The sequence below is a fragment of the Streptomyces sp. VTCC 41912 genome, assembly GCF_045799175.1.
Taxonomy (GTDB): Bacteria; Actinomycetota; Actinomycetes; order Streptomycetales; family Streptomycetaceae; genus Streptomyces; species Streptomyces albulus_C.
Map to the genome: position 1 here is coordinate 299,069 of NZ_JBJMAB010000004.1, position 22,821 is coordinate 321,889.

Annotated in this window: 25 protein-coding genes and 1 pseudogene; 11 read left to right on the forward strand and 15 right to left on the reverse strand. The window is 72.9% G+C overall.

What is annotated here, in order from left to right; all coding sequences use genetic code 11:
• Nucleotides 1-11: 11 nt before the first annotated feature.
• From kdpB to ACJ6WD_RS08640, 5 genes are all read right to left on the reverse strand, one after another.
• The gene (gene kdpB, locus ACJ6WD_RS08620; protein WP_407615428.1) at nucleotides 12-2,141 is read right to left on the reverse strand and encodes a potassium-transporting ATPase subunit KdpB; all 2,130 of its coding nucleotides are present in this window, start codon (nucleotides 2,139-2,141) and stop codon (nucleotides 12-14) included.
• A complete protein-coding gene (gene kdpA / locus ACJ6WD_RS08625) occupies nucleotides 2,141-3,805 on the reverse strand; it encodes a potassium-transporting ATPase subunit KdpA (protein WP_407615429.1) in 1,665 nt (554 codons plus the stop codon). Before kdpA ends, kdpB begins: the two co-directional genes overlap by 1 nt.
• Before the next feature lie 12 nt (nucleotides 3,806-3,817).
• Complete coding sequence (gene kdpF / locus ACJ6WD_RS08630; RefSeq protein WP_233655575.1) at nucleotides 3,818-3,907, reverse strand: K(+)-transporting ATPase subunit F; 90 nt, start codon at nucleotides 3,905-3,907, stop codon at nucleotides 3,818-3,820.
• A complete protein-coding gene (locus ACJ6WD_RS08635; RefSeq protein WP_233655574.1) occupies nucleotides 3,904-4,053 on the reverse strand; it encodes a hypothetical protein in 150 nt (49 codons plus the stop codon). The genes kdpF and ACJ6WD_RS08635 overlap by 4 nt, the downstream gene beginning before the upstream one ends.
• An 88-nt stretch (nucleotides 4,054-4,141) precedes the next feature.
• Nucleotides 4,142-4,627, reverse strand: a complete 486-nt coding sequence (locus ACJ6WD_RS08640; protein WP_374206733.1) for a DUF2000 family protein — start codon at nucleotides 4,625-4,627, stop codon at nucleotides 4,142-4,144.
• On the opposite strand from ACJ6WD_RS08640, the gene ACJ6WD_RS08645 reads away from it, so the two are divergent.
• A complete protein-coding gene (locus tag ACJ6WD_RS08645) occupies nucleotides 4,626-5,462 on the forward strand; it encodes an AraC family transcriptional regulator (RefSeq protein WP_407615430.1) in 837 nt (278 codons plus the stop codon). The two genes, ACJ6WD_RS08640 and ACJ6WD_RS08645, sit on opposite strands and share 2 nt — an antisense overlap.
• Before the next feature lie 18 nt (nucleotides 5,463-5,480).
• On the opposite strand, the gene ACJ6WD_RS08650 is transcribed toward ACJ6WD_RS08645, so the two are convergent.
• Genes ACJ6WD_RS08650 through ACJ6WD_RS08660 form a run of 3 tightly spaced genes read right to left on the reverse strand, consistent with a single transcriptional unit; the run spans nucleotide 5,481 to nucleotide 9,132 of the window.
• Nucleotides 5,481-5,870, reverse strand: a complete 390-nt coding sequence (locus ACJ6WD_RS08650; RefSeq protein ID WP_233655572.1) for a hypothetical protein — start codon at nucleotides 5,868-5,870, stop codon at nucleotides 5,481-5,483.
• Between the two features lie 53 nt (nucleotides 5,871-5,923).
• Nucleotides 5,924-8,077: an HAD-IIB family hydrolase gene (locus tag ACJ6WD_RS08655; protein WP_407615431.1), complete on the reverse strand. Its 2,154-nt coding sequence runs from the start codon at nucleotides 8,075-8,077 to the stop codon at nucleotides 5,924-5,926.
• Between the two features lie 56 nt (nucleotides 8,078-8,133).
• Nucleotides 8,134-9,132, reverse strand: coding sequence for a carbohydrate kinase family protein (locus ACJ6WD_RS08660; protein ID WP_376440071.1), 999 nt, complete (start codon nucleotides 9,130-9,132; stop codon nucleotides 8,134-8,136).
• A 161-nt stretch (nucleotides 9,133-9,293) separates the two neighbouring features.
• Here ACJ6WD_RS08660 and ACJ6WD_RS08665 point away from each other — a divergent pair, with 161 nt between their 5' ends.
• On the forward strand, nucleotides 9,294-9,488 hold the full coding sequence (locus tag ACJ6WD_RS08665) for a CsbD family protein (RefSeq protein WP_233655569.1): 195 nt from the start codon (nucleotides 9,294-9,296) through the stop codon (nucleotides 9,486-9,488).
• 201 nt (nucleotides 9,489-9,689) lie between these two features.
• Nucleotides 9,690-10,187 (forward strand): hypothetical protein, encoded by a 498-nt coding sequence (locus tag ACJ6WD_RS08670; protein WP_233655568.1) that lies wholly within the window; start codon nucleotides 9,690-9,692, stop codon nucleotides 10,185-10,187.
• Nucleotides 10,188-10,242: 55 nt separating this feature from the next.
• On the opposite strand, the gene ACJ6WD_RS08675 is transcribed toward ACJ6WD_RS08670, so the two are convergent.
• Nucleotides 10,243-11,187 (reverse strand): MBL fold metallo-hydrolase, encoded by a 945-nt coding sequence (locus ACJ6WD_RS08675; RefSeq protein WP_407615432.1) that lies wholly within the window; start codon nucleotides 11,185-11,187, stop codon nucleotides 10,243-10,245.
• A gap of 197 nt (nucleotides 11,188-11,384) precedes the next feature.
• Between ACJ6WD_RS08675 and ACJ6WD_RS08680 the strand changes: the two genes are divergently transcribed.
• The 5 genes from ACJ6WD_RS08680 (at nucleotide 11,385) to ACJ6WD_RS08700 (ending at nucleotide 16,232) form a co-directional block, all read left to right on the forward strand.
• On the forward strand, nucleotides 11,385-11,600 hold the full coding sequence (locus ACJ6WD_RS08680; RefSeq protein WP_038516431.1) for a hypothetical protein: 216 nt from the start codon (nucleotides 11,385-11,387) through the stop codon (nucleotides 11,598-11,600).
• Nucleotides 11,587-12,978 carry an amidase gene (locus ACJ6WD_RS08685; protein ID WP_331248271.1) on the forward strand — a complete coding sequence of 464 codons (1,392 nt, stop codon included), beginning with the start codon at nucleotides 11,587-11,589 and terminating at the stop codon, nucleotides 12,976-12,978. The genes ACJ6WD_RS08680 and ACJ6WD_RS08685 overlap by 14 nt, the downstream gene beginning before the upstream one ends.
• Nucleotides 12,979-13,054: 76 nt before the next feature.
• Entirely contained in the window at nucleotides 13,055-13,630 is a 576-nt protein-coding gene (locus ACJ6WD_RS08690) for a TetR/AcrR family transcriptional regulator (protein ID WP_376437239.1), read from the forward strand.
• Nucleotides 13,631-13,993: 363 nt separating this feature from the next.
• Entirely contained in the window at nucleotides 13,994-15,025 is a 1,032-nt protein-coding gene (locus tag ACJ6WD_RS08695; RefSeq protein ID WP_331248269.1) for a zinc-dependent alcohol dehydrogenase family protein, read from the forward strand.
• 838 nt (nucleotides 15,026-15,863) lie between these two features.
• Nucleotides 15,864-16,232, forward strand: a complete 369-nt coding sequence (locus tag ACJ6WD_RS08700) for a hypothetical protein (protein WP_376437014.1) — start codon at nucleotides 15,864-15,866, stop codon at nucleotides 16,230-16,232.
• A gap of 208 nt (nucleotides 16,233-16,440) precedes the next feature.
• Here ACJ6WD_RS08700 and ACJ6WD_RS08705 read toward each other — a convergent pair whose 3' ends face one another.
• The gene (locus ACJ6WD_RS08705; protein WP_407615433.1) at nucleotides 16,441-16,893 is read right to left on the reverse strand and encodes a MarR family winged helix-turn-helix transcriptional regulator; all 453 of its coding nucleotides are present in this window, start codon (nucleotides 16,891-16,893) and stop codon (nucleotides 16,441-16,443) included.
• 208 nt (nucleotides 16,894-17,101) lie between these two features.
• Between ACJ6WD_RS08705 and ACJ6WD_RS08710 the strand changes: the two genes are divergently transcribed.
• Nucleotides 17,102-18,316: an FAD-dependent oxidoreductase gene (locus ACJ6WD_RS08710; RefSeq protein WP_407615434.1), complete on the forward strand. Its 1,215-nt coding sequence runs from the start codon at nucleotides 17,102-17,104 to the stop codon at nucleotides 18,314-18,316.
• A 71-nt stretch (nucleotides 18,317-18,387) separates the two neighbouring features.
• Here ACJ6WD_RS08710 and ACJ6WD_RS08715 read toward each other — a convergent pair whose 3' ends face one another.
• The 4 genes and pseudogenes from ACJ6WD_RS08715 to ACJ6WD_RS08730 all read right to left on the reverse strand — a co-directional run bounded on the left by ACJ6WD_RS08715 (nucleotide 18,388) and on the right by ACJ6WD_RS08730 (nucleotide 20,264).
• Nucleotides 18,388-19,008, reverse strand: a complete 621-nt coding sequence (locus ACJ6WD_RS08715) for a TetR/AcrR family transcriptional regulator (protein WP_407615435.1) — start codon at nucleotides 19,006-19,008, stop codon at nucleotides 18,388-18,390.
• A gap of 66 nt (nucleotides 19,009-19,074) precedes the next feature.
• Entirely contained in the window at nucleotides 19,075-19,563 is a 489-nt protein-coding gene (locus ACJ6WD_RS08720; protein ID WP_376440086.1) for an NUDIX domain-containing protein, read from the reverse strand.
• A gap of 33 nt (nucleotides 19,564-19,596) precedes the next feature.
• Nucleotides 19,597-19,964 (reverse strand): annotated as a pseudogene (locus ACJ6WD_RS08725) (VOC family protein).
• A 141-nt stretch (nucleotides 19,965-20,105) separates the two neighbouring features.
• Complete coding sequence (locus ACJ6WD_RS08730; RefSeq protein ID WP_233655561.1) at nucleotides 20,106-20,264, reverse strand: hypothetical protein; 159 nt, start codon at nucleotides 20,262-20,264, stop codon at nucleotides 20,106-20,108.
• A gap of 609 nt (nucleotides 20,265-20,873) precedes the next feature.
• On the opposite strand from ACJ6WD_RS08730, the gene ACJ6WD_RS08735 reads away from it, so the two are divergent.
• Nucleotides 20,874-21,110, forward strand: coding sequence for a hypothetical protein (locus ACJ6WD_RS08735; RefSeq protein ID WP_376440089.1), 237 nt, complete (start codon nucleotides 20,874-20,876; stop codon nucleotides 21,108-21,110).
• Nucleotides 21,111-21,185: 75 nt separating this feature from the next.
• On the opposite strand, the gene ACJ6WD_RS08740 is transcribed toward ACJ6WD_RS08735, so the two are convergent.
• On the reverse strand, nucleotides 21,186-21,533 hold the full coding sequence (locus ACJ6WD_RS08740) for an ArsR/SmtB family transcription factor (RefSeq protein ID WP_407615436.1): 348 nt from the start codon (nucleotides 21,531-21,533) through the stop codon (nucleotides 21,186-21,188).
• Nucleotides 21,534-21,713: 180 nt separating this feature from the next.
• Between ACJ6WD_RS08740 and ACJ6WD_RS08745 the strand changes: the two genes are divergently transcribed.
• Complete coding sequence (locus ACJ6WD_RS08745; RefSeq protein WP_407615437.1) at nucleotides 21,714-22,712, forward strand: zinc-dependent alcohol dehydrogenase family protein; 999 nt, start codon at nucleotides 21,714-21,716, stop codon at nucleotides 22,710-22,712.
• Nucleotides 22,713-22,821 lie beyond the last annotated feature (109 nt).

Sequence of the window (22,821 nt, forward strand, 5' to 3'; positions counted from 1 at the left end):
TCGCCGGCCGCTCAGCGCAGGCCGGGGACGAACTGGATGACCAGATCGAGCAGTTTGATGCCGACGAACGGCAGGACGAGGCCCCCGAGGCCGTAGATCCAGATGTTGCGGCTGAGGAGTTCGGCGGCGGAGGACGGGCGGTAGCGCACCCCGCGCAGCGCGAGCGGGATCAGCGCGACGATGATCAGCGCGTTGAAGACGATCGCGGACGTGATGGCCGATGCCGGGCTGTGCAGCCGCATGACGTTGAGCCGGTCCAGGCCCGGGTAGACGCTCGCGAACATCGCGGGGATGATCGCGAAGTACTTCGCCACGTCGTTGGCGATCGAGAAGGTGGTCAACGCGCCGCGGGTGATGAGGAGTTGCTTGCCGATCTCGACGATCTCGATGAGCTTCGTCGGGTTGGAGTCCAGGTCCACCATGTTCCCGGCCTCCTTGGCGGCCGAGGTGCCGGTGTTCATGGCCACGCCCACGTCGGCCTGGGCCAGCGCCGGGGCGTCGTTGGTGCCGTCGCCGGTCATCGCCACCAGCTTCCCGCCCTCCTGCTCGCGTCGGATCAGCGCCATCTTGTCCTCGGGCGCGGCCTCGGCGAGGACGTCGTCCACGCCGGCCTCCTGGGCGATGGCGTGGGCGGTGAGCGGATTGTCCCCGGTGATCATGACGGTCCTGATGCCCATCCGGCGCAGCTGGTCGAACCGGTCGCGCATCCCCTCCTTGACCACGTCCTTGAGGTGGACGACACCGAGCACCCGGGCGTCCGACGCACCCCCGCGTCGCGTCACCTGACCGACGACCAGCGGGGTCCCGCCGCTGGCCGAGATGGCGTCGACGATGTGCCCGACGTCATCCGTGGGGTGCCCGCCGTTGTCGCGGACCCAGCGCATCACCGCGGTCGCCGCGCCCTTGCGCAGCGCACGATGCTCCTGCGGGTCGTCGAGGTCGACGCCGCTCATCCGGCTCTGCGCGGTGAACGGCACGAAGCCGGCGCCCGCCAGCTCCCCTTCGCTCCGCCCGCGCAGTGCGTGCTGCTCCTTGGCGAGGACCACGATGGAGCGGCCCTCGGGCGTCTCGTCGGCGATCGAGGACAACTGCGCGGCGTCGGCGAGTTCCTCGGCGGACACCCCGGGCACCGGCAGGAACGCGGTGGCCTGCCGGTTGCCGAGGGTGATCGTGCCGGTCTTGTCCAACAGCAGGGTGTTGACGTCGCCCGCCGCCTCCACCGCCCGCCCGGACATCGCCAGCACGTTGCGCTGGACGAGCCGGTCCATGCCGGCGATGCCGATGGCCGGCAGCAGCGCGCCGATCGTGGTCGGGATGAGCGCCACGACCAGGGCGACGAGGATGACCAGGGCCTGCTCGGCGCCGGCGAAGACGGCGAACGGCTGGAGGGTCACCACGGCGACCAGGAAGACGATCGTCAGCGACGCGAGCAGGATGGTGAGCGCGATCTCGTTGGGGGTCTTCTGCCGGGCCGCCCCCTCCACCAGGGCGATCATCCGGTCGAGGAAGGTCTCCCCGGGCCGGGCGGTGATCTTGACCACGATCCGGTCCGAGAGCACCTTCGTGCCGCCGGTGACCGCCGACCGGTCGCCGCCCGACTCGCGGATCACCGGCGCCGATTCGCCGGTGATGGCCGATTCGTCGACGCTCGCGATGCCCTCCACCACGTCGCCGTCGCCGGGAATGGGCTGCCCCGCCTCGACGACCACGTGGTCGCCCGGGCGCAGGTCGACACCGGGCACCTCCTCCTCGACGAGGGCGGTCGCCCCGGGGTGCCAGTCGAGGAGCCGCCGCGCGCCCACCGCGGTCTTGGCCCGGCGCAGGGCCGCCGCCTGCGCCTTGCCGCGGCCCTCCGCCACCGCCTCGGCGAGGTTGGCGAAGACCACCGTCAGCCACAGCCAGGCGGCGATCACCCAGGCGAAGACGCTCGGCGTGCGGAGCGCCGACAGGACGGTCAGCGTCGCACCCACCTCCACCACGAACATCACCGGACTGTGCACCATCACCCGCGGATCGAGCTTGCGCAGCGCGTCGGGCAGGGAGCGCACCAGCTGACGGGGGTCCAGCAGCCCGCCCGAGACCCGCCGCGCCGGGCGGTCGGCGTCGGGCGGGATGGCGGCCGGCGGGGTGGTCGAGGACATCAGCGCAGCGCCTCCGCCAGCGGGCCCAGCGCCAGCGCCGGGAAGTACGTCAGACCGACGACGATGAGGATCACGCCGGTCAGCAGGCCGACGAACTGCGGCCGGTGGGTGGGCAGGGTGCCCGCGGTGACCGGCACCCGCTGTTGCCCGGCGAGCGAACCGGCCAGCGCCAGGACGAACACCATCGGCAGGAACCGCCCCAGCAGCATCACCACGCCGAGGACCGTGTTGTACCAGACGGTGTCGGCGCTCAGCCCGGCGAACGCCGATCCGTTGTTGTTGGCGGCCGAGGTGAGCGCGTAGAGCACTTCGGAGAAGCCGTGCGGCCCCGGGTTGAGCATGGCCGCCCGCTCGCCGGGGAACGCCATGGCCAGCCCCGCGCCGACCAGGACGAGCGCGGGCGTGGTGAGGAGGTACAGCGAGGCGTACCGCATCTCCCGGCCGCGCAGCTTCTTGCCCAGGTACTCGGGGGTGCGGCCGACCATCAGCCCGGCGACGAAGACCGCCACCACCGCCAGGATCAGGATCCCGTAGAGCCCTGAGCCGGTGCCGCCCGGCGCGATCTCCCCCAGCATCATGTTGAAGAGCGTCATGCCGCCGCCGCCCGGGGTGTACGAATCGTGGGCGGAGTTGGTCGCGCCGCAGGACGTCAGGGTGGTGGAGACCGCGAACAGCGCCGAGGCCCAGATGCCGAACCGGGTCTCCTTGCCCTCCAGCATCGCCCCTGCCGCGTGCCCGGCCGGACTGCTGATGCGGTGCAGCTCGTTGACGGTCACCAGGGCGACCGAGGCGGCCCAGAGCACCACCATCACCGCGACGACGGCGTAGCCCTGCCGGTGGTCGCCGACCATCGCGCCGAAGGTCCGCGGCAGCGCGAACGGGATAACCAGCATCAGGTAGATCTCGATCAGGTTGGTCAGCCCGCTGGGGTTCTCGAAGGGGTGGGCGGAGTTGGCGTTGAAGAAGCCGCCGCCGTTGGTGCCCAGCTCCTTGATGGACTCCTGCGAGGCGACCGGCCCGCCCGGCAGGCTCTGGTGGCCGCCGGCGACGGAGACGAGGTCGTGGGCGCCGTGGAGGTTCTGGATGACGCCGGCGGCCACCAGCACCAGCGCGAAGACGAAGGCGATCGGCAGCAGCACCCGCAGCACCAGCCGGGTCAGGTCCGCCCAGAAGTTCCCCACCTGCTGCGTCCGCTGCCGGGTGAAGCCGCGGAGCAACGCCGCCACCACGGCGATGCCCATCGCCGCGGAGACGAAGTTCTGCACGGCCAGCCCCGCCATCTGCACGAGGTGCCCCATCGTCGACTCGCCCGAGTACGCCTGCCAGTTGGTGTTGGTGACGAACGACGCCGCGGTGTTGAACGCCAGGTCCGCCGGCACCGGCTCGTGCCCCAGCGAGAGCAGCAGGTGGTCCTGCAGTCGCAGGAACGCGTAGAGGAACAGCACCGAGACCAGCCCGAAGGCGAGCAGACCGCGCAGGTAGACCGGCCACCGCTGGTCGACGTCGGCGTTCACGCCGCCCGCCCGGTAGACCAGGCGCTCCACCCGCCAGTGGCGCTCGGTGGTCAGCACGTGCGCCAGACCGTCGCCCAGCGGACGGTACGACAGCCCCAACGCCACCACCAGCGCGGTCACCTGGAGCCAACCGGCCGCCGTGTCACCCATGCCGGCCGCTCCCTAGAACTTCTCCGGAAAGAGCAGGCAGAGGACGAGGTAGATCACCAGCGCGGCGGCGACGATCAGGCCGACGACGTTCTCCACGCTCACCTGCGCCCGACCCCCTTGGCGGCCAGGCCGAGGAGGGCGAACACCACGGCCGTCAGGCCGACGTAGGCGACGTCCGACATGGGTGTGACACCCCGCAAGTCATCGGGGACGGGGGAGGGGACCGTCCGGTCGGGCGGCTGCAACACGATTTCTGACGCTACATCAGATCGTGGGGACGAGCCGCCTGCCGCGCCGCGGGCGGCCGACGGGCGCCGGGCCGCCCGACCGGCCGCCTCACGGATGCATCCGCGCGCCCTTGATCACCTTGTCGACGGCGTTCCGCGGCCCGTACACGGCCAGGCCCACCAGATCCAGCTGGTCGCCCGGCACGGCCCGCACCGCCGCGCGGTTGTCCCGGTCGTTGCCGGTGGCGAACAGGTCGGAGGTGAACAGCGAACGGGGCAGGGCACGGCTCAGCGCGCGGCCGTGCGCAGCCGTCAGCGTCTCCTTGCCGGCCTCGAAGACCAGGACGGGCTGGCGGAACATGGGCAGGTACGCGGTGTCGTCGGCGTCCGCGTACGGCTCGCCGATCACCTCGGGCAGCTCCGTACCCAGACCGCTGACCAGGAAGGCGGTCACGTTCAGCCGCTGCCAGGGTTCCAGGTCGTCGCGGAGCAAAACGGCAATCTTGGTGTCGAAACGTACGGGGGCCGGCTCGTGAGAAGTCATGACCCCAGGCTGCCGACCGGCCCGCCGCGCCGTCTTGTACGTTCTTTGCATGGTCGCCCAGCAGCAGGTTTCCGCCTGGCGCCCGCAGGTTCCGGGCGTCGTGGAGGTCTTCCACGCCCACTTCACCGAGCACACCTACCCGATGCACGTGCACGACGCGTGGACCCTGCTCATCGTGGACGACGGCGCCGTCCGCTACGACCTGGACCGCCACCAGCGCGGCACCCCGCACGACACCGTGTCCCTGCTCCCGCCGCACGTACCGCACAACGGCTCGCCCACCACCGCGGACGGATTCCGCAAACGGGTGCTCTACCTGGACCTGACACAGCTGGACAAGAGCTACATCGGGGCCGCCGTGGACGGCCCCGACCTGGCCGACCCCCTGCTGCGCCACCGCGTCGGGCAACTGCACGCCGCGCTGGCCCACCGCGGCGACGAACTGGAGGCCGAGAGCCGGCTCGCCCTGATCGGCGCGCACCTGCGCAGCCACCTGCGCCCCAGGCTGACCGTCCCGCCCCCACCGGCGACCCGGGGCGTGGCCCACGCCCTGCGGGACCTCCTCGACGCACGACTGCGCCAGGGGCTGACCCTGGACGAGGCCGCCGGCCTGCTGCACGCCCACCCCACGCACCTGGTGCGCGCGTTCGGCGCGGCGTTCGGCATCCCGCCGCACCAGTACGTGATGGCCCGCCGGGTGGAGCACGCCCGCCGCCTGCTGCTCGACGGCCGGCCACCGACGACCGTGGCGACCGCGGCCGGCTTCTACGACCAGTCGCACCTGACCCGGCACTTCAAGCGGATCCTGGGCGTCACACCCGGGCGCTACGCCCGCCCGGACCGCACCCGCGACGGCCGCAACGCGACGGCCCCGACACCGCAGTGAGCGGCCCGGAAACGTCCCTCACCCGGCGCCCGCCGCCCCGACGAGCGTCCAGGTCGCCACCGCCCGCAACGAGAGCGCGCTCAGCAGGCCCACCACCAGGCGGACCGTCGCCGCCGGCCCGCCGGCACCCCACACGGCCCCGCCGGCCACCCCTGCGGTGACCAGCAGGGCCGCCGGCACCCGCAACCGCCGCTGCTCGAACACCGCGACCAGCGGCAGGAAGTGCAGCCCCACGACCACCGCGACCAGCGGGCCGACCAACACCGGCACCCCGGTGCGCACGCACACCACCACGACGGCGCCGATCAACAGCCACTGCACGACGTTGACCTGGCGGAACCGTCGTCGGCGGGCCGCGGGCAGGGCGCCGCGGCCCGGCGCGGGCGGGACGCGCCGCGCGGCGAGCATCAGCCATGCTCCGTGACCCTACCGAAGCCGAACGACTGGGCCCGGTGCCCGGCTCACCCGGTGTCCGCGGCGGGCCCGGCGACCGGGCCGCGGATCTCCGCGACGATGGTGCGGGCCCAGTCGGCAGGGGAGTGGTCGCCGAGCAGCGCGGCCAGCGCCGCGGTGTGGGCGGTGCGCTGTCCGGCGGTCAGGGACAGCGCCCGGTGCAGCGTGTCGACCAGGTCCCGGGGGGAGTGCGGGTCCGTCAGCAGGGCCACGGCGGCGAGCTGTTCGGCGGCGCCCGCATGGCGGGACAGCACGAGGACGCCCGGCCGGCCGGTGGCGGCCCGGGCCGTGACGTACTCCTTGGCGGCGAGGTTCATGCCGTCCGCCACGGAGGTCACCCAGAACACGTCGGCGGCCAGGTACTCGTCGACCACCTGCGGGAACGGCAACGCCTGCGGAAGGTAGTCGACGGGCTCCCAACCACCGGTGCGCCAGCGGTCGTTGACGGCGGCCACGGCCGCTTCGAGGGCGGTGCGGGTGGCGTCGTAGGCGTGGATGCCCGGTTCGGGGGGCGGGCACACCAGGCGGAACCGCAGCCGGCCCCGCCATCGGGGTTCCCGTTCCAGGAGCGCGTCGACGGCACGGACCTTGTGGACGGGCGCCTTGGCGTAGTCCAGGCGCTCGACGGACAGGACCAGCCGGGACGGCGCCCCCGCGGTGCGGTGCGCGGCGCCGGCGCCGACCCGCTCCCGGGCCAGGAGGGAGACGGTCGTGCGGTCGATGCCCAGCGGATGGACGCCGGTGCGCGGGACGGGGCCCGAACCGGCCAGCAGCCGACGGAAGTTGTCCGCGAAGGCCGCGGTGTGGAAGCCCGCCCAGTCCAGTCGGGCCAGGGAGCCGATCAGCTGCTCGGCGTCCGGGAGCCGCCGGAAGACGTCCGGCGAGGGGAACGGGGTGTGGTGGAACAGGCCGATGCGCAGGTCCGGCCGCCGGGCGCTGAGCAGGCCGGGGACCAGCCAGAGGTTGTAGTCGTGCAGCCACACCGTCGCGCCGTCCGCGGCGTGCGCGTCGAGGTGCCGGGCGAAGGCGGCGTTGACCGCTTCGTAGTCGGCCCAGTGGGACGGCGCCCGACGGATCAGCTGCGGCTGGGACATCAGCGCCGGCCACAGCGTCTCCTTGCAGGCGCCGTGGAAGTAGCCGGCCCACCGCTCGGGCGTCACGGGCAGCAGGGCGAGCGGAAGCCCGGTGGCGGGGGCCGAGCGGTGCGAGCCGGGAGCTCCGGGAGCCTCCTCGACGAGGGCGGCGGCCCACGTCGCGTCGAGGCCGCCGGTGGCGTCGCCGAGCACGGACGTCAGCGTGGGCAGGATCCCGTTCGGGCTGACGGGCCGGCGCCACCGCCCCTGTGACCAGTGCACCGGCGGCCGGTGGTAGCCGACGACGACGGACCTGGGGGGCCGTGCCCAACCCACCCGCTCCAGGGCGTCCAGGATCGCCGCCGCGCCCTCCAGTGGTGGGCGGTGGACCAGCGCGCTGTGCGGCACCCGGTCGAGGAGCGCGGGTTCGGCGTTGCCCATGATCACGCCGTGCGCACCGAGCTGGAAGAGGGAGAGGTCGTTGAGCGAGTCGCCGGCGACCAGCAACCCGGACGCCGGCCATTGGAGCTTGTCCGCCAACCGCTGGAGGGCCTCGCCCTTGCCGGCGTGCGGTGGCAGTACGTCGAAGAAGCGTCCCGCGGAGTAGGTCCAGGAGCAGCCCAACCGGGCCACGGCCGCGGTGATTTCGGGCGACAGGTGCTCGGGGGCCAGGAAGAAGGAGCAGCGACCGTCCTGCGGCACGCCGTCCTGGTGGACGAGCGCGGGAAAGGGGCGCAGGGCCGCCCGGACGCGCTCCGCGCCGGGCCATCCGGTGCGCAACTCCGCCTCCAGCGCGTCGACGTGGGCCATACCGGCGGCGTCGATGACGCTGGCGCCGACGTCCGCGATGATCCAGCGCGGCCGGGGGAGCAGCGGATCGCGGGCCAGTCGGGTCCGGATCGACGGCAGGCCGCGCCCGGTGGCGAAGACCACGGTGATCTCCGGGTGCCGGTCCAGGGCCCGGCGCAGCCGCTGCCGCGCGGCCCGGTCGCCGCCGAGCAGGGTGCCGTCCAGATCTGTCACCAGGACCCGCAGGTCCGGGCTCGGTGGTCGTGCCACCACCGCGTCGTCCCACGTGCGTTCGGACATCTCGCTCCTTCGCCGCCGCCGAAACCACGCTCGCCATGTCTGCCGCGTCGCCGGCTTCAGGCCGGGAGGCGGGCGAGCCGGGCCCGCAGCCCGGCGGAGTCCAGCGCGGCGCTGGATCCGGGGCCGGTGACCGCGGCCGCGCCGCAGACCACCCCCGCGGCCAGGCAGGCGTCGAGCGAGCCGCCCGCCAGCCGCTCGTGCAGGAATCCCACGTTGAAGCAGTCGCCGGCTCCGGTGGTGTCCACCACCGGCACCGGCAGCGCGGCCCGTGCGGCCCGTCGCCCGCCCTCGGCGGCCACCGCTCCGTCGCCGCCCCGCTTGATGACGGCGACGGGCACCACGTCCGCCAGCACCTCCAGAGCCTCCGCCGCACTGGTCGTCCCGGTGATCCGCAGGGCCTCCGCCTCGTTGGGCGCGAAGACCTGCACCTGGGAGAGTGCCTTGGCCACGTCGGGCATCCCGAGGTGACCGGCGTAGTCCTGACAGTCCATGAAGACCTCGGCGCCGTGCCGGGCGGCCACGTCGAGCGCCTCCGAGACCTCGGGACCGAACCGGAGGTACGGCAGCATGACCACGGTCGGCCGGTGGGTTTCGATCAGCTCCGCCAACGGCCGGGCCGGGATCGGGTCCTCGTACGCGATCATCGCCCGGTCCTGCGGGCCGGACAGTGCGACCGTCACGTTCCGCACGGGTTGCGGATGGTGCCGGAACCCGTGTTCGTCGATCCCCTCGGCGCGCGCGGCGGCCAGCACCTCACGGCTGAACACGTCGGATCCGAAATCGGCCGCCCACACCACGTCACGACCCAGCCGACGCAGCCCCATCGCCAGGGTGAACGCGCCGCCGGGCACCATGCCCAGTCCACCGGCCCACACCTCGGAGCCGAACGCGACCTGACCGGCCAGTTCCCGGAACACCAGGTCCACCGCATAGGCCCCGACGACCAGCACGTGGGCCCCGGTCCGCGGCGCGGTCCGGTCGGCCCGCCCGGCCAGCGGTTCCACCAGCGATGCGTCGTGTCTGGGCGCCTGCGGAACGCCGTGCGGGTGAGCCATGCGGGGAACTGTAAGCGGACGCCCGACGCGGGAGCCCGTCATCGTCACGGCCTGTCCGAAAGTTGTTGCTGACGGTGGCGGAACGAGGTGTTTTGGGCGGCGACATCCGGGCACGCGATCGTGCGTCGAGGAACCACACCAACGAGAGAAGGAGTGCGACCGTGACTGCCCATCAGAAGATGACTGCCAAGACCGAGCAGGCCAGGGGCGCCGCCAAGGAGGCCGTGGGCCGGGCACTGGGCAACGAACGCATGACTGGCGAAGGGCGCCTGGAGCGAGCCAAGGGCGATCTGCGCGCGGCGGTCGCGCGCGGCGGCGAAGCCGTGGCGAAGGGCAAGGACACCCTCCAACGGTGAGGGCGGGCCGCGGCTCGGCGGCCGGGAGCCGTCGGGTGCGCGGAGCGGGTGCCGGCGGTCCGGAGTCCTGCTCCGGGCCACCCGCCCCCGCAGACACCACCGCGCTGCCGCACCGGCCGAACGCGACGGTTGCCCGTCCTGGTCCGTGGACCCGGCTGGCGCCGCGCACCACCGCACTCGTACAGGAGGAGAACCACAGTCATGACCCACGGCTACGAGGAGTGGCGGGCCCAGGAGGTCCGGCGCCCCGGTGACATACCGCCGGCGACCCCGCTGGCTTGGCTGGCGGAACGGCACTCCGCGCACGGCCAACGGCTGGCGGACCGCCACCTGCCCGAGGACTTTCCGGGGCCGGTCGCCCGCGGTGACGCGGGTGACGCCCTGGCCCAACTCGCGCTCGGCACGCAGCTCGCCCGCAGTGCGGCCGCCGGCCAACCGGGCGCGGTGCTGGAAGCCCTCCAACTGGGCGCCACCTGGCGGCAGATCGCCACCGCCTTGGACACCAGTCCCGATCGGGCCCGCACGTTGCTCCGCGACCACGCGGACGCCCAGTTGCGGCTGCACGAGGGGGATCACGACGCCGGTGCCGGGCTGTTGGGATGGGATCCCGCCCAGCGCGACACGGTGCGGGCGCTGACCCTCCTCGGCGATGACGAGCCGGCCGACGCCGTGGGGACATCGGCGCCGGGCGCGACGTGAGCGCGGCACCGGGCGACCGGCCGATCCTCCCGTCCGGGCGGCCCTGCCGGGACGGTCACGATGCTCGGTGCGCGGCGGACGGGGCGACTGCGGGGACGGGCCGGAGTCGGTAGGCGTCCCCGTCCGTGACCACGCGACCGCCGGTGGGCGGCGGGAAGTGCGTGCCGAGCAGCAGCGTTTCGCCGTCGGCGAGCTCCGACAACAGCGCGCGGCGGGTGGCTCGGGCCTGCTCGGGATCGATGTCCACGCAGCTGCCGAGCGTCGGGTGGGCGAGCTGGACGGGGTGGTGGAGGCAGTCGCCGGTGATGAGCGCCGTGGCGTCGCCGCTGCTGATCTCGACCGCGAGGTGCCCCGGGGTGTGGCCGGGCGTCGGGACCAACCGCAGTCCGGCGGCGAGTTCGGTGCCCTCCGAGGCCACGTCCACCAGGTCGAGCAGGCCGGCGTCCTCGACGGGGTGCACCGAGTCGCGGAACATCTGGCGGCGCGGTTCGTCCATGGCGTAGCCCGCCCAGAACTCGCGCTCGGCCCGGGACGTCACGTAGCGGGCGTTGGGGAAGGTGGGGACCCACGCGCCGCCGTGCTCCCGGGTGTTCCAGCCCACATGGTCGGCGTGGAGGTGCGTCAGGACCACCACGTCGACGAGGTGCGGGGCGAAGCCCGCGGCGGTGAGGCGCTGGAGGTAGTCGGTCCGCAGGTCGTGCCAGGCGGGGTTGGCCCGGGTCTTGCCGTTGCCGATGCCGGTGTCGACCAGGACACGGAGGCCGCCGACGGAGAGCGCGAAGCTCTGACTGGCGAGGTGCAGCACGCCCGCGCCGTCCGCGAAGTGGGGTTGCAACCAGCGATGTTGGGCGACGGTGTCCGGGGTGGCGCCGGGCAGCAGCCAGGGGCCGGTCTCCGGCGGCAGGGGGACCTCGTCGATGCGGTGGACGGTGACGTCGCCCACGGTCCAGGAGGGGGCGGCGGGGCTGGTGGACTGAGCGGTTGACGTGGAGCTCGACATCGATCGTCGTTCCTTCGTGCGGTGCGGTGGACAGTGGGCGACGAGGCGGACGGGTGAGGGGTGCGGGGAATCGCTAAAGCAATCCGTTTGCGTTAGCTCGATCGTAGGACCTATTCTCGACTAACGCAATCGATTAGCTTTTGGCTTCCGATGGGTGCACCGCCCCACCGCCACGGCCCAGATCAGGAGACACCCCCATGCCCCTCCCCGACACCGCCCTCACGCCCCAGGAGGCCGCCCGCTGGGCCGAGCGCTCCGGGCTCACCCTGCCGGCGGACCGGCACCCCGCAGTGGCGGCCACCGCGGAGCACATCCTGTCCGTCGTCTCGGTCCTGCGGGAGCTGGACTTCGGCGACACCCCGCCCGCCACCGCCTACCACGCGGGGGAGGCCAAGTCCGATGCAGCCGTATGAGCTCTCCGTGGCCGCCGCAGCCGAGGGGTTGCGCGCCGGCCAGCTGTCCCCCGTCGAACTGGTCGACTCGGTGCTGGACCGCATCGGACAGGTCGAACCGCACCTGCGCGCCTACGTGGCCGTCACCGCGGACCGCGCCCGTCAGGAGGCCCGCGCCGCCGCGCGCGAAACCGCCGACGGGCAGTTCCGCGGGCCGCTGCACGGCATCCCCATGGCGCTGAAGGACCTGATCGACGTCGCCGGCACCGCGACCACCGCCAGCTCCCAGGTTCGCGCCGACCACCGCGCGGAGGCCGACAGCACCGTCGCCGCCCGCCTGGGGGCCGCCGGCGCGGTGCTCGTCGGCAAGACGCACACCCACGAGTTCGCCTACGGACTCCTCACCCCCCAGACCCACAACGCCTGGGACCGGCAGCGCATCGCCGGCGGCTCCAGCGGCGGATCGGCCGTCGCCGTGGCCGCCGGAGCCGCAAGCTTCGCCCTGGGCACCGACACCGGCGGATCGATCCGCGTGCCCGCCGCGCTCAACGGCGTCGTCGGGCTCAAGCCGACGTACGGCCTCGTCCCCCGACACGGCATCACCTCGCTGTCCTGGTCGCTGGACCACGTCGGCCCCCTGACCCGCACCGTCGAGGACGCCGCCCTGGTCCTGTCCGCCCTGGCCGGACACGACCCGCGCGACCCCGCCTCCCTGATCACCGACCCCACGGACCACCGACCACCGCGCGGCGGCGACCTCACGGGACTGCGCGTCGGCGTGCCCCGCAACTACTACTTCGACCGGATCGCCCCGGACGTCGAGGCGGCGGTCCGGGGCGCCATCGACCAGTTGGAGGAGCTCGGCGCGCGGCTCGTCGAGGTCGAGATCCCCATGACGCGCTACCTCCAGGCCACCCACTGGGGCCTGATGGTCCCCGAGGCGACCGCCTACCACGAGCGCACCCTGCGCACGGTCCCCGACCGTTACGGGGACGACGTCCGGATCCTCCTCGAAGCGGGTGAACTCATGCCCGCCGGCGACTACATACGCGCCCAACGCGCGCGCACGCTGATGCGCCAGGCGTGGTCGCGGCTGTTCGACGAGGTGGACGTGATCGCCGCCCCGACCGTCCCCACGGTCGCCGTACCGGCCGGCCAGGAGACCCTCACCTGGCCCGACGGCACCACGGAGGGCGTCCCGGACGCCTACGTCCGCCTCTCCGCGCCCGCCAACGTCACGGGACTGCCGGCCCTGACCGTCCCGGTGGGCCACGACGGGGCGGGCCTGCCGATCGGCATGCAGTTGATGGGCCGGCCCCTCGGCGAGTCCGTGCTCCTGCGCGTGGGCCACGCCTACGAGCAGACCGCACCCGCCCGGGCGCTCGCGCCGGTGGCCTGAGGCCGGGGCACTGCCACCACACTAGAAGCAAGGTCTTTGCGTTAAGGCTTAGGGTGGTGGCATGAGTCCCCGACCGATGGCGCGCCCGGGTGGGCGCAGCGCCCGCGTTCAGGAGGCGGTGCACGGCGCCGTGCGCGAGCTGGAGGCCGAGGTGGGCCGCGACGCCTTGACGGTGCCGCTGGTCGCGGCGCGCGCCGGCGTCACCCCGTCGACGGTCTACCGCCGCTGGGGCGACCTGCGGGAACTGCTCTCGGACGTCGCCGTCGAGCGCCTGCGCCCGGAGGCGCCGCCGGAGGACCACGGCGCGCTGGCCACCGATCTGACCACCTGGGCCGAGCAGTTCCTCGACGAGATGACCTCGCCCCCCGGCCGCGCCTACCTCCGCGACGCACTGCTCGGCGACCCGGACGGCAACAACGCCGGCCGCTGCTCCGCCTACGCGGCCGACCAGATCGACGTCATCCTCGCCCGCGCCACCGACCGGGGTGAGCCGGCGCCCGACGTCGAAACGGTGATCGACCACGTGGTGTCGCCGATGATGTACCGCATCCTGTTCCGCCCCAGCCCCCTCGACGCCGACTACGCCCACCACCTGGTGGCGGGACTCCTCGACGGCCCGGCCGGCGCCGCTTCCGACGGGACGGACGCCTGACGTCACGCCCGTGCCGCACGGGTGGCCGGAGGGCGACCTGCTCCCCGTGCCGCCCGACGAAATCGACAACCGAAACGGCTTGGCGGAGCCCGCCCGGTGAGAGCAGGCCCCGCGTCGTGCAGTAACGGACGCGGTCCCTCGCGCCCCCGGTCGCCCAGGGCCGGCACCAGGCCGTCGTGCCCGACGGGGACGCCCTCGCGCCCGACCCCGACCACCCGGCCGGTCTCCCGGCGGAACTGGCGTACCGTACGCACCGGTTCGAGTGATCAAGACCGTGTGGGGGAGTGCGGGGCCGGTGGGACGGTCGCCCTCCGTCGCCCCACGACCGGACGGACCGTGACCAGCGAGACGAGGAGTGCGAGCGTGCGGGCAGCAGTGATGTTCGGGGCGGGGGACGTACGGGTGTGCCAGGTGCCGGACGCCCGAGTCGTGCAGCCGACCGACGCCGTGGTGCGGGTCACCCACGCCGCGATCTGCGGCAGCGACCTGTGGCGCTACCGGAAGTTGCCGCCGTCCACGGCCGGCGTGCGGATCGGCCACGAGTTCATCGGCGTGGTCGAGGAGGTGGGCGCCGAGGTCACCGCCGTACGTCGCGGCGACCTCGTCCTCGCGCCCTTCAAGTGGTCCGACGGCACCTGCGAGTTCTGCCGCGACGGCCTGCCCAACTGCTGCCCGAACGGCGGTTTCTGGGGTGGCGAACTGGACGGCGGGCAGGGCGAGGCGGTGCGGGTGCCGCAGGCGGACGGCACGCTCGTGCCCCTGCCCATGGGACCGGACGACCCTCGCCTGCCCGCGGTGTTGGCCCTGTCGGACGTGCTGTGCACGGGGCACCACGCCGCGCTCGCGGCGCGCGTGCGCCCCGGGGCCACGGTCGCGGTGGTGGGTGACGGCGCGGTCGGCCTGTGCGGCGTACTGGCCGCGGCCCGGCTGGGCGCGGAACGCATCGTCATCCTGGGGCGGCACGCCCGACGGACGGAACTGGCGCGCCGGTTCGGGGCCGTCGAGGTGGTACCGGAGCGCGGCGCGGCGGCCGTGGAGCGGGTCAGGGAGCTCACCGGCGGCCACGGGGCGCACGCGGTCCTGGAGTGCGTCGGCACCGGCGAGGCACTACGGGATGCCTTGGACATGGCGCGTCCCGGTGGCGCCGTCGGCTACGTCGGGGTGCCGCAGGACGGCGAGGGCGTCGACGTGCGCCGGTTCTACCGCCGCAACGTCACCCTCGCCGGCGGCACCGCCCCGGCCCGCGCCCACGCGCCCGAACTCCTGCCGGACGTGCTGTCCGGGCGCCTCGACGCCTCCGCGGTCTTCGACCGCACCATCGGGCTGGACGACGTCCCGGACGGCTACCGGGCCATGGCCGAGCGCGAGGCCCTGAAGGTACTCGTCCGCCCCTGAACTCCCAGCGCCGGTCAGCGTTCGTCCCCCGCCTCCTACCGCGGGACGAACGACGGCCGGTCGTCGATGCCCCGTGGCGTCCGTTGCGTAGCGGGTGTCGCTTCAGGCATGGAAGCTGTCCCGGCGAGCGTTGTCGCTGTTGTGGGCACTCTTCCGGGCGCGTGCGTGTTGCACTCCTTCCAGCGGCGGTCCGGGGACTGTGCGGATCGGATGCGGGGGCGTGGCCGGCTTCGCCGGGAGTGCTCGACAGCGCCGTGCAGGTCATGAACGGAACGCAGCCAGCGCCGGATCGCGGCGACCGTGACGGTGCTCCGCTCGGCGAACCAGGATCATCCCGTGACGGCTTCGGGGCTCACCGGGAGTGGACCGGAGGCCAAGTCGGGTGTGCACGCTGCGCTAACGACGTCCACGTGGGACTTCGGCGATCGTTGACATCACGGATTCCGGTGCCTCTCGGAGGGAGAGGGCATCGTCGGGCTGGTCGGTCCAAAGTTGATGTCCATGTGGTCCGTTGGTGACTCCGTGACGACCAACGGGAGGCTGGCCGGTTTGGTGCCCTCGCTCGTGGCGGCGTTGAATTCCTCCCAGAGGCGTCACGGCCCGTGTTGGGAGACGCGGAACTGCTCGTTCCGCCGGCCGTCGTAGTCGACGGCGGCACATGAGGCGGCTTGTCCATCCGTGAGCTGAAGCCGGTTCTGGGCTGCGTCGGTCTCGGTGTCCCAGGAGTGCCACACGTCGGGGACGCGGAGGGCGATGGCGAAGCAGGCGCCGAGGCCCGTCGCCAGTGACGCCTCAGGGCGCGAGGGCGGTGCTGGACTGATGAGGGAGAACAGGAACGATGACGACCGCGGAAGGCGAACCCGAAGGCCGTGGCCTCCTGGTCCAGGTCTACGAGATCTGCCCGCTGTGTGAATTCTTGAACGTTCCCTCGCGGGAGTACACGAAGCTGGAGGCTGCGACGTCGCGCCTTTGCCCGACCCGGTGTGGGGCGACCCTCGATGTGGTCATCGTGCAGGCGCGGCAAGCCACGTCGGAGACGGACAGGCTCGTTGTCGCGTTCCATGACGTACTGGCTGGCACTGACTGGCCCCCGAACGCCGACGACTTGGCCCTGTTGGCATACGACTTCGAACCGGGACAACGGCTCTGGAACTCCACGGCGGAGGGCCCTCACCCCACTGATGCTGACAGCGCTGAGGATGCCTGAGCCGCACCAGAGCGGACAGACCGAAGGCTGCCACCCTTAAGGGTGTTCCGAACGGCTCCCAGCGCGAGATGGTGACCCCCGACCTCGGACCCGACCTCCATGGTCGGATCGACCCGGGGACCATGGGTGCGATCGGGTTGCGGTCGAACTCGCCGTGGTCCGTGGTCCGTGGTGCGCCGCGGCGCCTGGAGGTGTGCGGGGCGGCCGGTCATGACCGGGCCACCTCGTCCAACAGGGCCATCGCCGCACTGATCGTGCGGAGTTCCTGTTCGGTGCACCGTTCCTGGAGTGACTGGGCGAGCCATTCCTGGCGGGCCCACCGGTCGCCCTGGCGCCGGCCGCGGCCGACGACGGTGAGTGTGATCAGTTGCCTGCGGCCGTCGAGCGGGTCGGGGTGGCGGACGACCAGATCGGCCCGCACCAACGCCTCGACGGTCTTCGCCATGGACTGTGGACTGACCCGCTCCCCGGTCGCCAGTTCACTGGCCGATGCCGATCCCCGTGCGTCCAGGCGTGCCAGGACCGATGCCTGTGCGGGGGTGAGGTCCTCGTCGGTGGCCCGTTCCTTCAACCGCCGTTTCAGACGACTGAACGCGATCCGCACGTCGGCGGCCGCCCGGACCGCCGACTCCGCAAGGAGGGCGTCGATGCTCTCGCTCATGCTCCGACGCTAAATATATTCAAGCTGGACTGTCAATATCAATTGATCAGTTGAAGTTGTTGGTTGTGTCGATTCAAAAGTTGACCGGTTGCACTTTGTGAGTCGTTGCGCTTACTGTGGAGAGGCGGGCGGATCGGTGCGATCGACCACGGGGGCGCGCTGGCAGTGCCTCCCTGCGGGCCCGCGGCACCCGAGGGAAGGACCCACCATGAAGACCGATCCCCGCATCGCGATCATCGGCGGCGGGCCGGGCGGCCTGCTCTGCGCCCGCGTCCTCCAGGGCCACGGCATCGCCGCCACCGTCTACGACGCCGATGCCGCCGTCGACTCCCGCGACCCGGGCGGCACGCTCGACCTGCACGCCGACTCCGGCCAGATCGCCCTCGAAGACGCCGGCCTCATGGACGCCTTCACGGCCCTGGCCCGGCCGGAGGGGCAGGCCAAGACCCGCCGGGACCACCACGGCACCGTCCTCGCCGCGTTCGTCCCCGCCGAGGGCGATGAGACCGCCCCCGAGGTCGACCGCGGCCAACTACGCGCGATGCTCCACGACAGCCTGCTGCCGGGCACCGTCCGATGGGGACACGAACTCCTCGGGGCGACACCCACGGGCGGTGGCGCGCACCACCTCGCCTTCGCCAACGGCGCCAGCGCCGAAGCGGACCTCGTCATCGGCGCCGACGGCGCCCGGTCCAGGGTGCGTTCCCTGCTCACCGACGCCACGCCGGAGTACTTGGGCGTCGCCTTCCTCGACGTCCGTTTCGACGACGTCGACGTCCGACACCCCGAGGTCGCCGCGCTCGTCGGCGAGGGGCACCTGTTCGCCAGCGACGGCGACGGCCGCGCGGTGATCGTCCAGCGCAACAGCAACGGCGTGGTCCGCGGCTACCTGGCCTTCCGCGCCGGGCCCGACTGGCACATCGAGGCCGACCTCGACCTCACCGACCGGGCGGCCGTCCGCTCCCACCTGCTGCGGGAGTTCGGCGGTTGGTCCGCGGACCTGCGCCCGCTGCTCACCGACAACGACAGCGCCCACGTCCCGCGTTCCTTCTGGGCCCTGCCCGCCCCGCTGACGTGGGACCCGGTGCCCGGCGCCACCCTGATCGGCGACGCCGCGCACCTCATGGCCCCGTTCGGCGGCCACGGAGCCAACCTCGCCCTGCTCGACGGTGCGGAACTCGCGCGCGCCGTGGCCAAGGAGGCCACCGTCGACGAGGCCGTCGCGCGCTACGAGGCGGCGATGTTCCCCCGTTCCGGAGAGCTCGCGGCAGGGGCGAACGAAGGGCTCAGGCGGTTCTTCGCGACCACGCCACCGGACGCGCCGCACCTCCCCCCGAACCACGCCCGGGAGCACGAGAACTACCTGACCAGGGCCGCCGAATACCGCCGTCGTCGGGCCGCGGAGGAGGCGACCGCGGGGTGAGCGCCCTCGGTGGTGTGCCGCGTGGGGGGAGGGCTGCCGCACGGCAGGAAGGGGCGCGGGCGGGCCAGGGGTCAGTCCTGCTCGGCGGGAGCGTCGGGCCGCCCGGCCCAGCCCTGTTCGAGCAGGTCGAAGGCGCGCGCGATGGCGGCGTCGGGGTCCGGAGTGCCGTGGCCGAGGTCCCGGGCCTCCAAGGCGAAGCGCGCCAGCGCCCGGCACGTCGGGTCGCCCTCGGGCACACCGCTCTCGTCGGCGATCGCCGCCGCCAGGTCGACCTCGTGCTGGAGCCACATCCGGCGGGCGTAGTCGCGCAGCGCGGGGGTGTCGTCGATGAGTTCGAGGAACCGGGCGAACTGCGGATCGGCGTCGGTCCCCTTGCGGAGCCGGGCGTGCAGTACGTGGTCGCGCAGGGCGCCCGGGATGGACTGGCCGGTCGGGCGGTGCCGCACCGCGGCGAGCAGGTCTGCCCTGATCTCCTCGCCCTCGTCGAAGACGAGCGCCTCCTTGCTGGGGAAGTGCTTGAACAGCGTGGTGGTGGACACGTCGGCGGCCTCGGCGACGTCCCGGATGCCCACCTGGTCGTAACCGCGCTCGACGAAGAGCTGCAGGGCCGCGTCGGCCAGCGCCTTGCGCGTGGCGGCCTTCTTGCGCTCGCGCCGGCCGAGCGGCGCGCGGTCACTGGTGGCATCGGTCATGGCGCCATCATACGTTCGGGGTGACCGGCCCAAAAAGTTGTACGGGTCCACCCATGGTCCGGTCGCTCAGAGTCCGAGCAGCAGCGGCTCGTCGGGGACGCCCGTGCCGAGCAGCTCCCGCAGCGGGGTGCCGAGTTCTCGGGGAGAGAACAGGTCGGGCCCGCGGTAGGCGGAGATCTCCGCCGGCGTCCACCACTTCACGCCCACGATGCACTCCGCCGCCAGCTCCGCCGCGGTCAGCGCACCGCACGGCGTGAACCCGGCCGTCCGTACGAGGAAGTAGTCGTTGACCACGCCGTCGTGCCCGACCGCGTACCCGGCGCCGACGACTTCCTGGTGCCACACGTGCGGCGGGTCGTGCTGCACCACGAGGCCCACCTCCTCGCGCAGTTCACGCCGCAGCGCGGTCAGCGGATCCTCGTGCGGAGCGATACGGCCGCCGGGGGCGGCCCAGACCGCTGCCCCCTGCTCGCGGAGCGTGTGTCTGCACAGCAGGAGGCGATCGAGGTCGTCGAGTACGAGCGCGCGGGCCGAACGACGCAGACGCAACGGCATCCGGTCAGGCTAGCCCCGCGATACCTGGGACGGTCAACCGTGCCCGGTGTCGATGACGCAGAAGCGGTTGCCCTCGGTGTCGGCGAGCACGACGAAGTCGGCGTCGTCCGGGTAGTCATCCCACTCGACGGGCCGGGCGCCCAGTGCCAGCAAGCGCTCGACCTCGGCGGCCTGATCGGCGGCGTCCCGCGCGTACAGGTCGAGGTGGACCCGCGGGCGCGGCTGGACGGGAGACTCGCTCAGTCCGAGGGACAACTGCGTCCCGACCCGTTCTCGGGCACCAGGACCACCCAGTCGTCCGTCATCTCCTCCCGTGGGACGTACCCCAGCGCAGCCCTCCAGAACGCGGCCGCACGGGGCACGTCCGCCACACCCAACACCACGGAACCGACCTTCAGCATGGGCCGATTCTGCCCGATGCCGGCGAACTCAGGTGGCACCGGGTGGTGTTGGGGGACACGGAGCTCCAACGGTGTGCGGGCGCGGCGCGGGTCGGCTGCGCCGGGGGCGGTCGGCGGTGTCGGTCGTCCGGGTGTGGCCGGTCAGCGGTTCTGGGCCCACCAGACCGCGAAGCCGATGACGCCGGTGCCGCACGCGTAGGACGCGCCGCGCAAGAAGTTCGTGGCGACGAGCCGACCGTAGCGGCGCCACGGGTGTGGGAATCGGCGGGGTGTCTGCGGGCGGCCCTCCAGGGTCTGCATAGGAAGCCCCTCTCGTGAACGCGGAGAACAGCGACGGTTCCACCTGGGGAGTCCCGAGCGGGCGGCATCGGCCGCCGCACCGTTGGGTCCGAGCTCCCTAGCGTTGAGTAAGAGCTTACGAGGTTGTGCGCTTGTGAAGCCGTCGTGCTCCCGGCGCGTCCTCAAGGGATTTGGGGCGGGAAGCGCGAACCCGCCTGGATGCACCGCCGGATGGCCCGCCTGGCGAACGGGGTGTCGGTCCGTGCCGGTGTTCCGTTCCGCTGCCCGAGGGCCGGCGTTGGAAAGGCGGCGTGAACGGGGGAGCGACTTCAAGAACCCCTCCCCTGGGCGGACTTGAAGCCGTGGGGCGTTCCGGTGGCGGTTCCGGTGGCGGAGGCCGTGCCCGGCTCGGGACCCTGCGCGACACCGTGCCGCCTTCGCCGCCAACCTCGACGAACCGGCCGGTGGTCTGAACGAGTGCGCCATGCGCGGTGGGCTGCCAGGCCGTTGGGGGGCGGCTGCCGGTCTACGAGGAGGCGTTGACCCCCCACCGCGTGCTGGCCGAGGCCGAGGGCGGCGCGCACCATGCCGGACCGGCCGTGAGTCTGGTCGGCATCTCTCTGCCGCTGGGTGAGTCTGGTCGGCTGCCGACTGTCGGATGCGGTGGCGTGCCAGGAGGGCGCGGTCGCACTCTCCCCCGTGTTGGCCGACGACGACCCCGGCGCCTGCCTGCTGCGGCTCGCTCGGACGCGCTGGAACCTCGCCGTCGATCTTCGGGAGTTGGGCCGGTGCCGCGCGGACGTCGAGGGGGAGGGCGAACGCCTCCGGGAGCGGATCCGCGCCGAGGGGCGCGCCCCAGGGGGCTGAGCCCCGCCGCTGCTCGCGGCGTGCGCCGCCGGGTCACTCACGACGGGCGGGTGGGGTGCCCGGGGTGCTCTTCCCTCACGCGCCGGGGGCGACGTCGCGCTGCGCCAGGAGTGCCGGGAGGAGTCCGGGGAAGGCCCGGTCGAACTCCTCCAGGCGCAGGGCGTTCATGCGGGAGGTGCCGGCGTAGTACTGGCGGATCAGGCCGGCCTCGCGGAGCACGTGGAAGTGGTGGGTGGCGGTCGACTTGCTCACCGGCAGGTCGATCGTGCCGCAGGCGACGTCGTGGCTGGCGGCGTGGAGGTGCCTGACGATGCAGCGGCGCACCGGATCGACCAGTGCCTCCAGTACCTGCTGGAGGGTGATCGTGGCGAGGTCCGGGTGCGGCGGGGTGCGGTCCCTGCCGGCTCGCTCTGCTGCCGTCATCGCCCGTGACCTCCCGATCGTCCGTTGGCCTCCCGCACACATGGTACGACACGCGTCGAACTTTGATGACCATCAAGGTTTGATGCATGTCGAAGTTTGACACTGGTCGAACTTTTGGTTTGGGTAAGGCACGGCGACCCGGATCGGCGTCGCCGTCACCGAACGGAAGGACGAGGCGTCATGGCCAGAACGGTGCGGTTCCACGAACTCGGCGGGCCGGAAGTGCTGCGGCTGGAGGACGTGGAGATCGGCGAACCCGGGCCCGACGAGGTGGCCCTGCGCGTCGAGGCGATCGGCCTCAACCGCGCCGAGGTGCTCTTCCGCAGCGGTACCTACATCGAGCAGGTCAAGCAGTTTCCCGCCCGCCTGGGAACGGAGGCCGCCGGCGTGGTCGAGGCCGTCGGCTCCCGGGTGACCGGACTCAAGGTCGGCCAGGCGGTGAGCGTGGTGCCGGCGTTCTCGATGAACGACTACGGCGTCTACGGCGAGCGGGCGCTGGTGCCCGCGGCCGCTGTCGTGCGTCGCCCCGACGGGCTCGACGCGGTCGCCGGCGCAGCGGTCTGGATGCCCTACCTGACGGCCTACGGCGCCCTGGTGGAGGTCGGCGGCATGCGCGCCGGGGACACCGTCGTGGTGACCGCGGCCTCCAGCAGCGTCGGCCTGGCCGCGATCCAGATCGCGCTGCGCGTCGGAGCGGTGCCGATCGCCACGACCCGCACCGCGGTCAAGAAGGACGCCCTGCTCGCGGCGGGTGCGGCGGACGTGGTCGTCACCGACGAGGAGGACGTGGTGGCGCGGGTGCGTGAGCTGACCGGAGGCCGGGGTGCCGAATTCGTCTTCGACGCGATCGCCGGTCCCGGTGTGCTGGACCTGGCCAAGGTGGTCGCGCCCGGCGGCACGCTCTTCGAGTACGGCGCCCTGAGCGGCGAGGTCACGCCCTACCCGGCGTTCGAGCTGGGGATGCCCGCTCTGAACATGCGCACCTACACCCTCTTCGAGACCACCGCCGACCCGGAACGACTGCGCCGGGCCGAGGCGTTCGTCGCGTCGGGGCTGCGTACAGGGGCCTTCAAACCGGTCGTGGACCGGGTCTTCGGCCTGGAGGAGATCAGCGAGGCGCACCGCTACATGGAAGCGGGCGCACAGATCGGGAAGATCGTCGTCACCGTCGACCACTGACGGGCCGCGGGGCCGGTGCCGGGCCGGCGATCGCCCGGTTGGCGGGACGGATTGTTGCGGCGGGGCCGGTCGGGGTACCTCGGCAGAGGTCGCCGACCGGGCGCCCGAA

Excerpts from the sequence above, each read along its gene's own strand:
- kdpB (WP_407615428.1), bottom strand. The coding sequence starts at position 2,141 with ATGTCCTCGACCACCCCGCCGGCCGCCATCCCGCCCGACGCCGACCGC.
- kdpA (WP_407615429.1), bottom strand. The coding sequence starts at position 3,805 with ATGGGTGACACGGCGGCCGGTTGGCTCCAGGTGACCGCGCTGGTGGTG.
- ACJ6WD_RS08645 (WP_407615430.1), top strand. The coding sequence starts at position 4,626 with ATGGTCGCCCAGCAGCAGGTTTCCGCCTGGCGCCCGCAGGTTCCGGGC.
- ACJ6WD_RS08640 (WP_374206733.1), bottom strand. The coding sequence starts at position 4,627 with ATGCAAAGAACGTACAAGACGGCGCGGCGGGCCGGTCGGCAGCCTGGG.
- ACJ6WD_RS08650 (WP_233655572.1), bottom strand. The coding sequence starts at position 5,870 with ATGCTCGCCGCGCGGCGCGTCCCGCCCGCGCCGGGCCGCGGCGCCCTG.
- ACJ6WD_RS08655 (WP_407615431.1), bottom strand. The coding sequence starts at position 8,077 with ATGTCCGAACGCACGTGGGACGACGCGGTGGTGGCACGACCACCGAGC.
- ACJ6WD_RS08660 (WP_376440071.1), bottom strand. The coding sequence starts at position 9,132 with ATGGCTCACCCGCACGGCGTTCCGCAGGCGCCCAGACACGACGCATCG.
- ACJ6WD_RS08670 (WP_233655568.1), top strand. The coding sequence starts at position 9,690 with ATGACCCACGGCTACGAGGAGTGGCGGGCCCAGGAGGTCCGGCGCCCC.
- ACJ6WD_RS08675 (WP_407615432.1), bottom strand. The coding sequence starts at position 11,187 with ATGTCGAGCTCCACGTCAACCGCTCAGTCCACCAGCCCCGCCGCCCCC.
- ACJ6WD_RS08680 (WP_038516431.1), top strand. The coding sequence starts at position 11,385 with ATGCCCCTCCCCGACACCGCCCTCACGCCCCAGGAGGCCGCCCGCTGG.
- ACJ6WD_RS08685 (WP_331248271.1), top strand. The coding sequence starts at position 11,587 with ATGCAGCCGTATGAGCTCTCCGTGGCCGCCGCAGCCGAGGGGTTGCGC.
- ACJ6WD_RS08690 (WP_376437239.1), top strand. The coding sequence starts at position 13,055 with ATGGCGCGCCCGGGTGGGCGCAGCGCCCGCGTTCAGGAGGCGGTGCAC.
- ACJ6WD_RS08700 (WP_376437014.1), top strand. The coding sequence starts at position 15,864 with ATGACGACCGCGGAAGGCGAACCCGAAGGCCGTGGCCTCCTGGTCCAG.
- ACJ6WD_RS08705 (WP_407615433.1), bottom strand. The coding sequence starts at position 16,893 with ATGAGCGAGAGCATCGACGCCCTCCTTGCGGAGTCGGCGGTCCGGGCG.
- ACJ6WD_RS08710 (WP_407615434.1), top strand. The coding sequence starts at position 17,102 with ATGAAGACCGATCCCCGCATCGCGATCATCGGCGGCGGGCCGGGCGGC.
- ACJ6WD_RS08715 (WP_407615435.1), bottom strand. The coding sequence starts at position 19,008 with ATGACCGATGCCACCAGTGACCGCGCGCCGCTCGGCCGGCGCGAGCGC.
- ACJ6WD_RS08720 (WP_376440086.1), bottom strand. The coding sequence starts at position 19,563 with ATGCCGTTGCGTCTGCGTCGTTCGGCCCGCGCGCTCGTACTCGACGAC.
- ACJ6WD_RS08730 (WP_233655561.1), bottom strand. The coding sequence starts at position 20,264 with ATGCAGACCCTGGAGGGCCGCCCGCAGACACCCCGCCGATTCCCACAC.
- ACJ6WD_RS08740 (WP_407615436.1), bottom strand. The coding sequence starts at position 21,533 with ATGACGGCAGCAGAGCGAGCCGGCAGGGACCGCACCCCGCCGCACCCG.
- ACJ6WD_RS08745 (WP_407615437.1), top strand. The coding sequence starts at position 21,714 with ATGGCCAGAACGGTGCGGTTCCACGAACTCGGCGGGCCGGAAGTGCTG.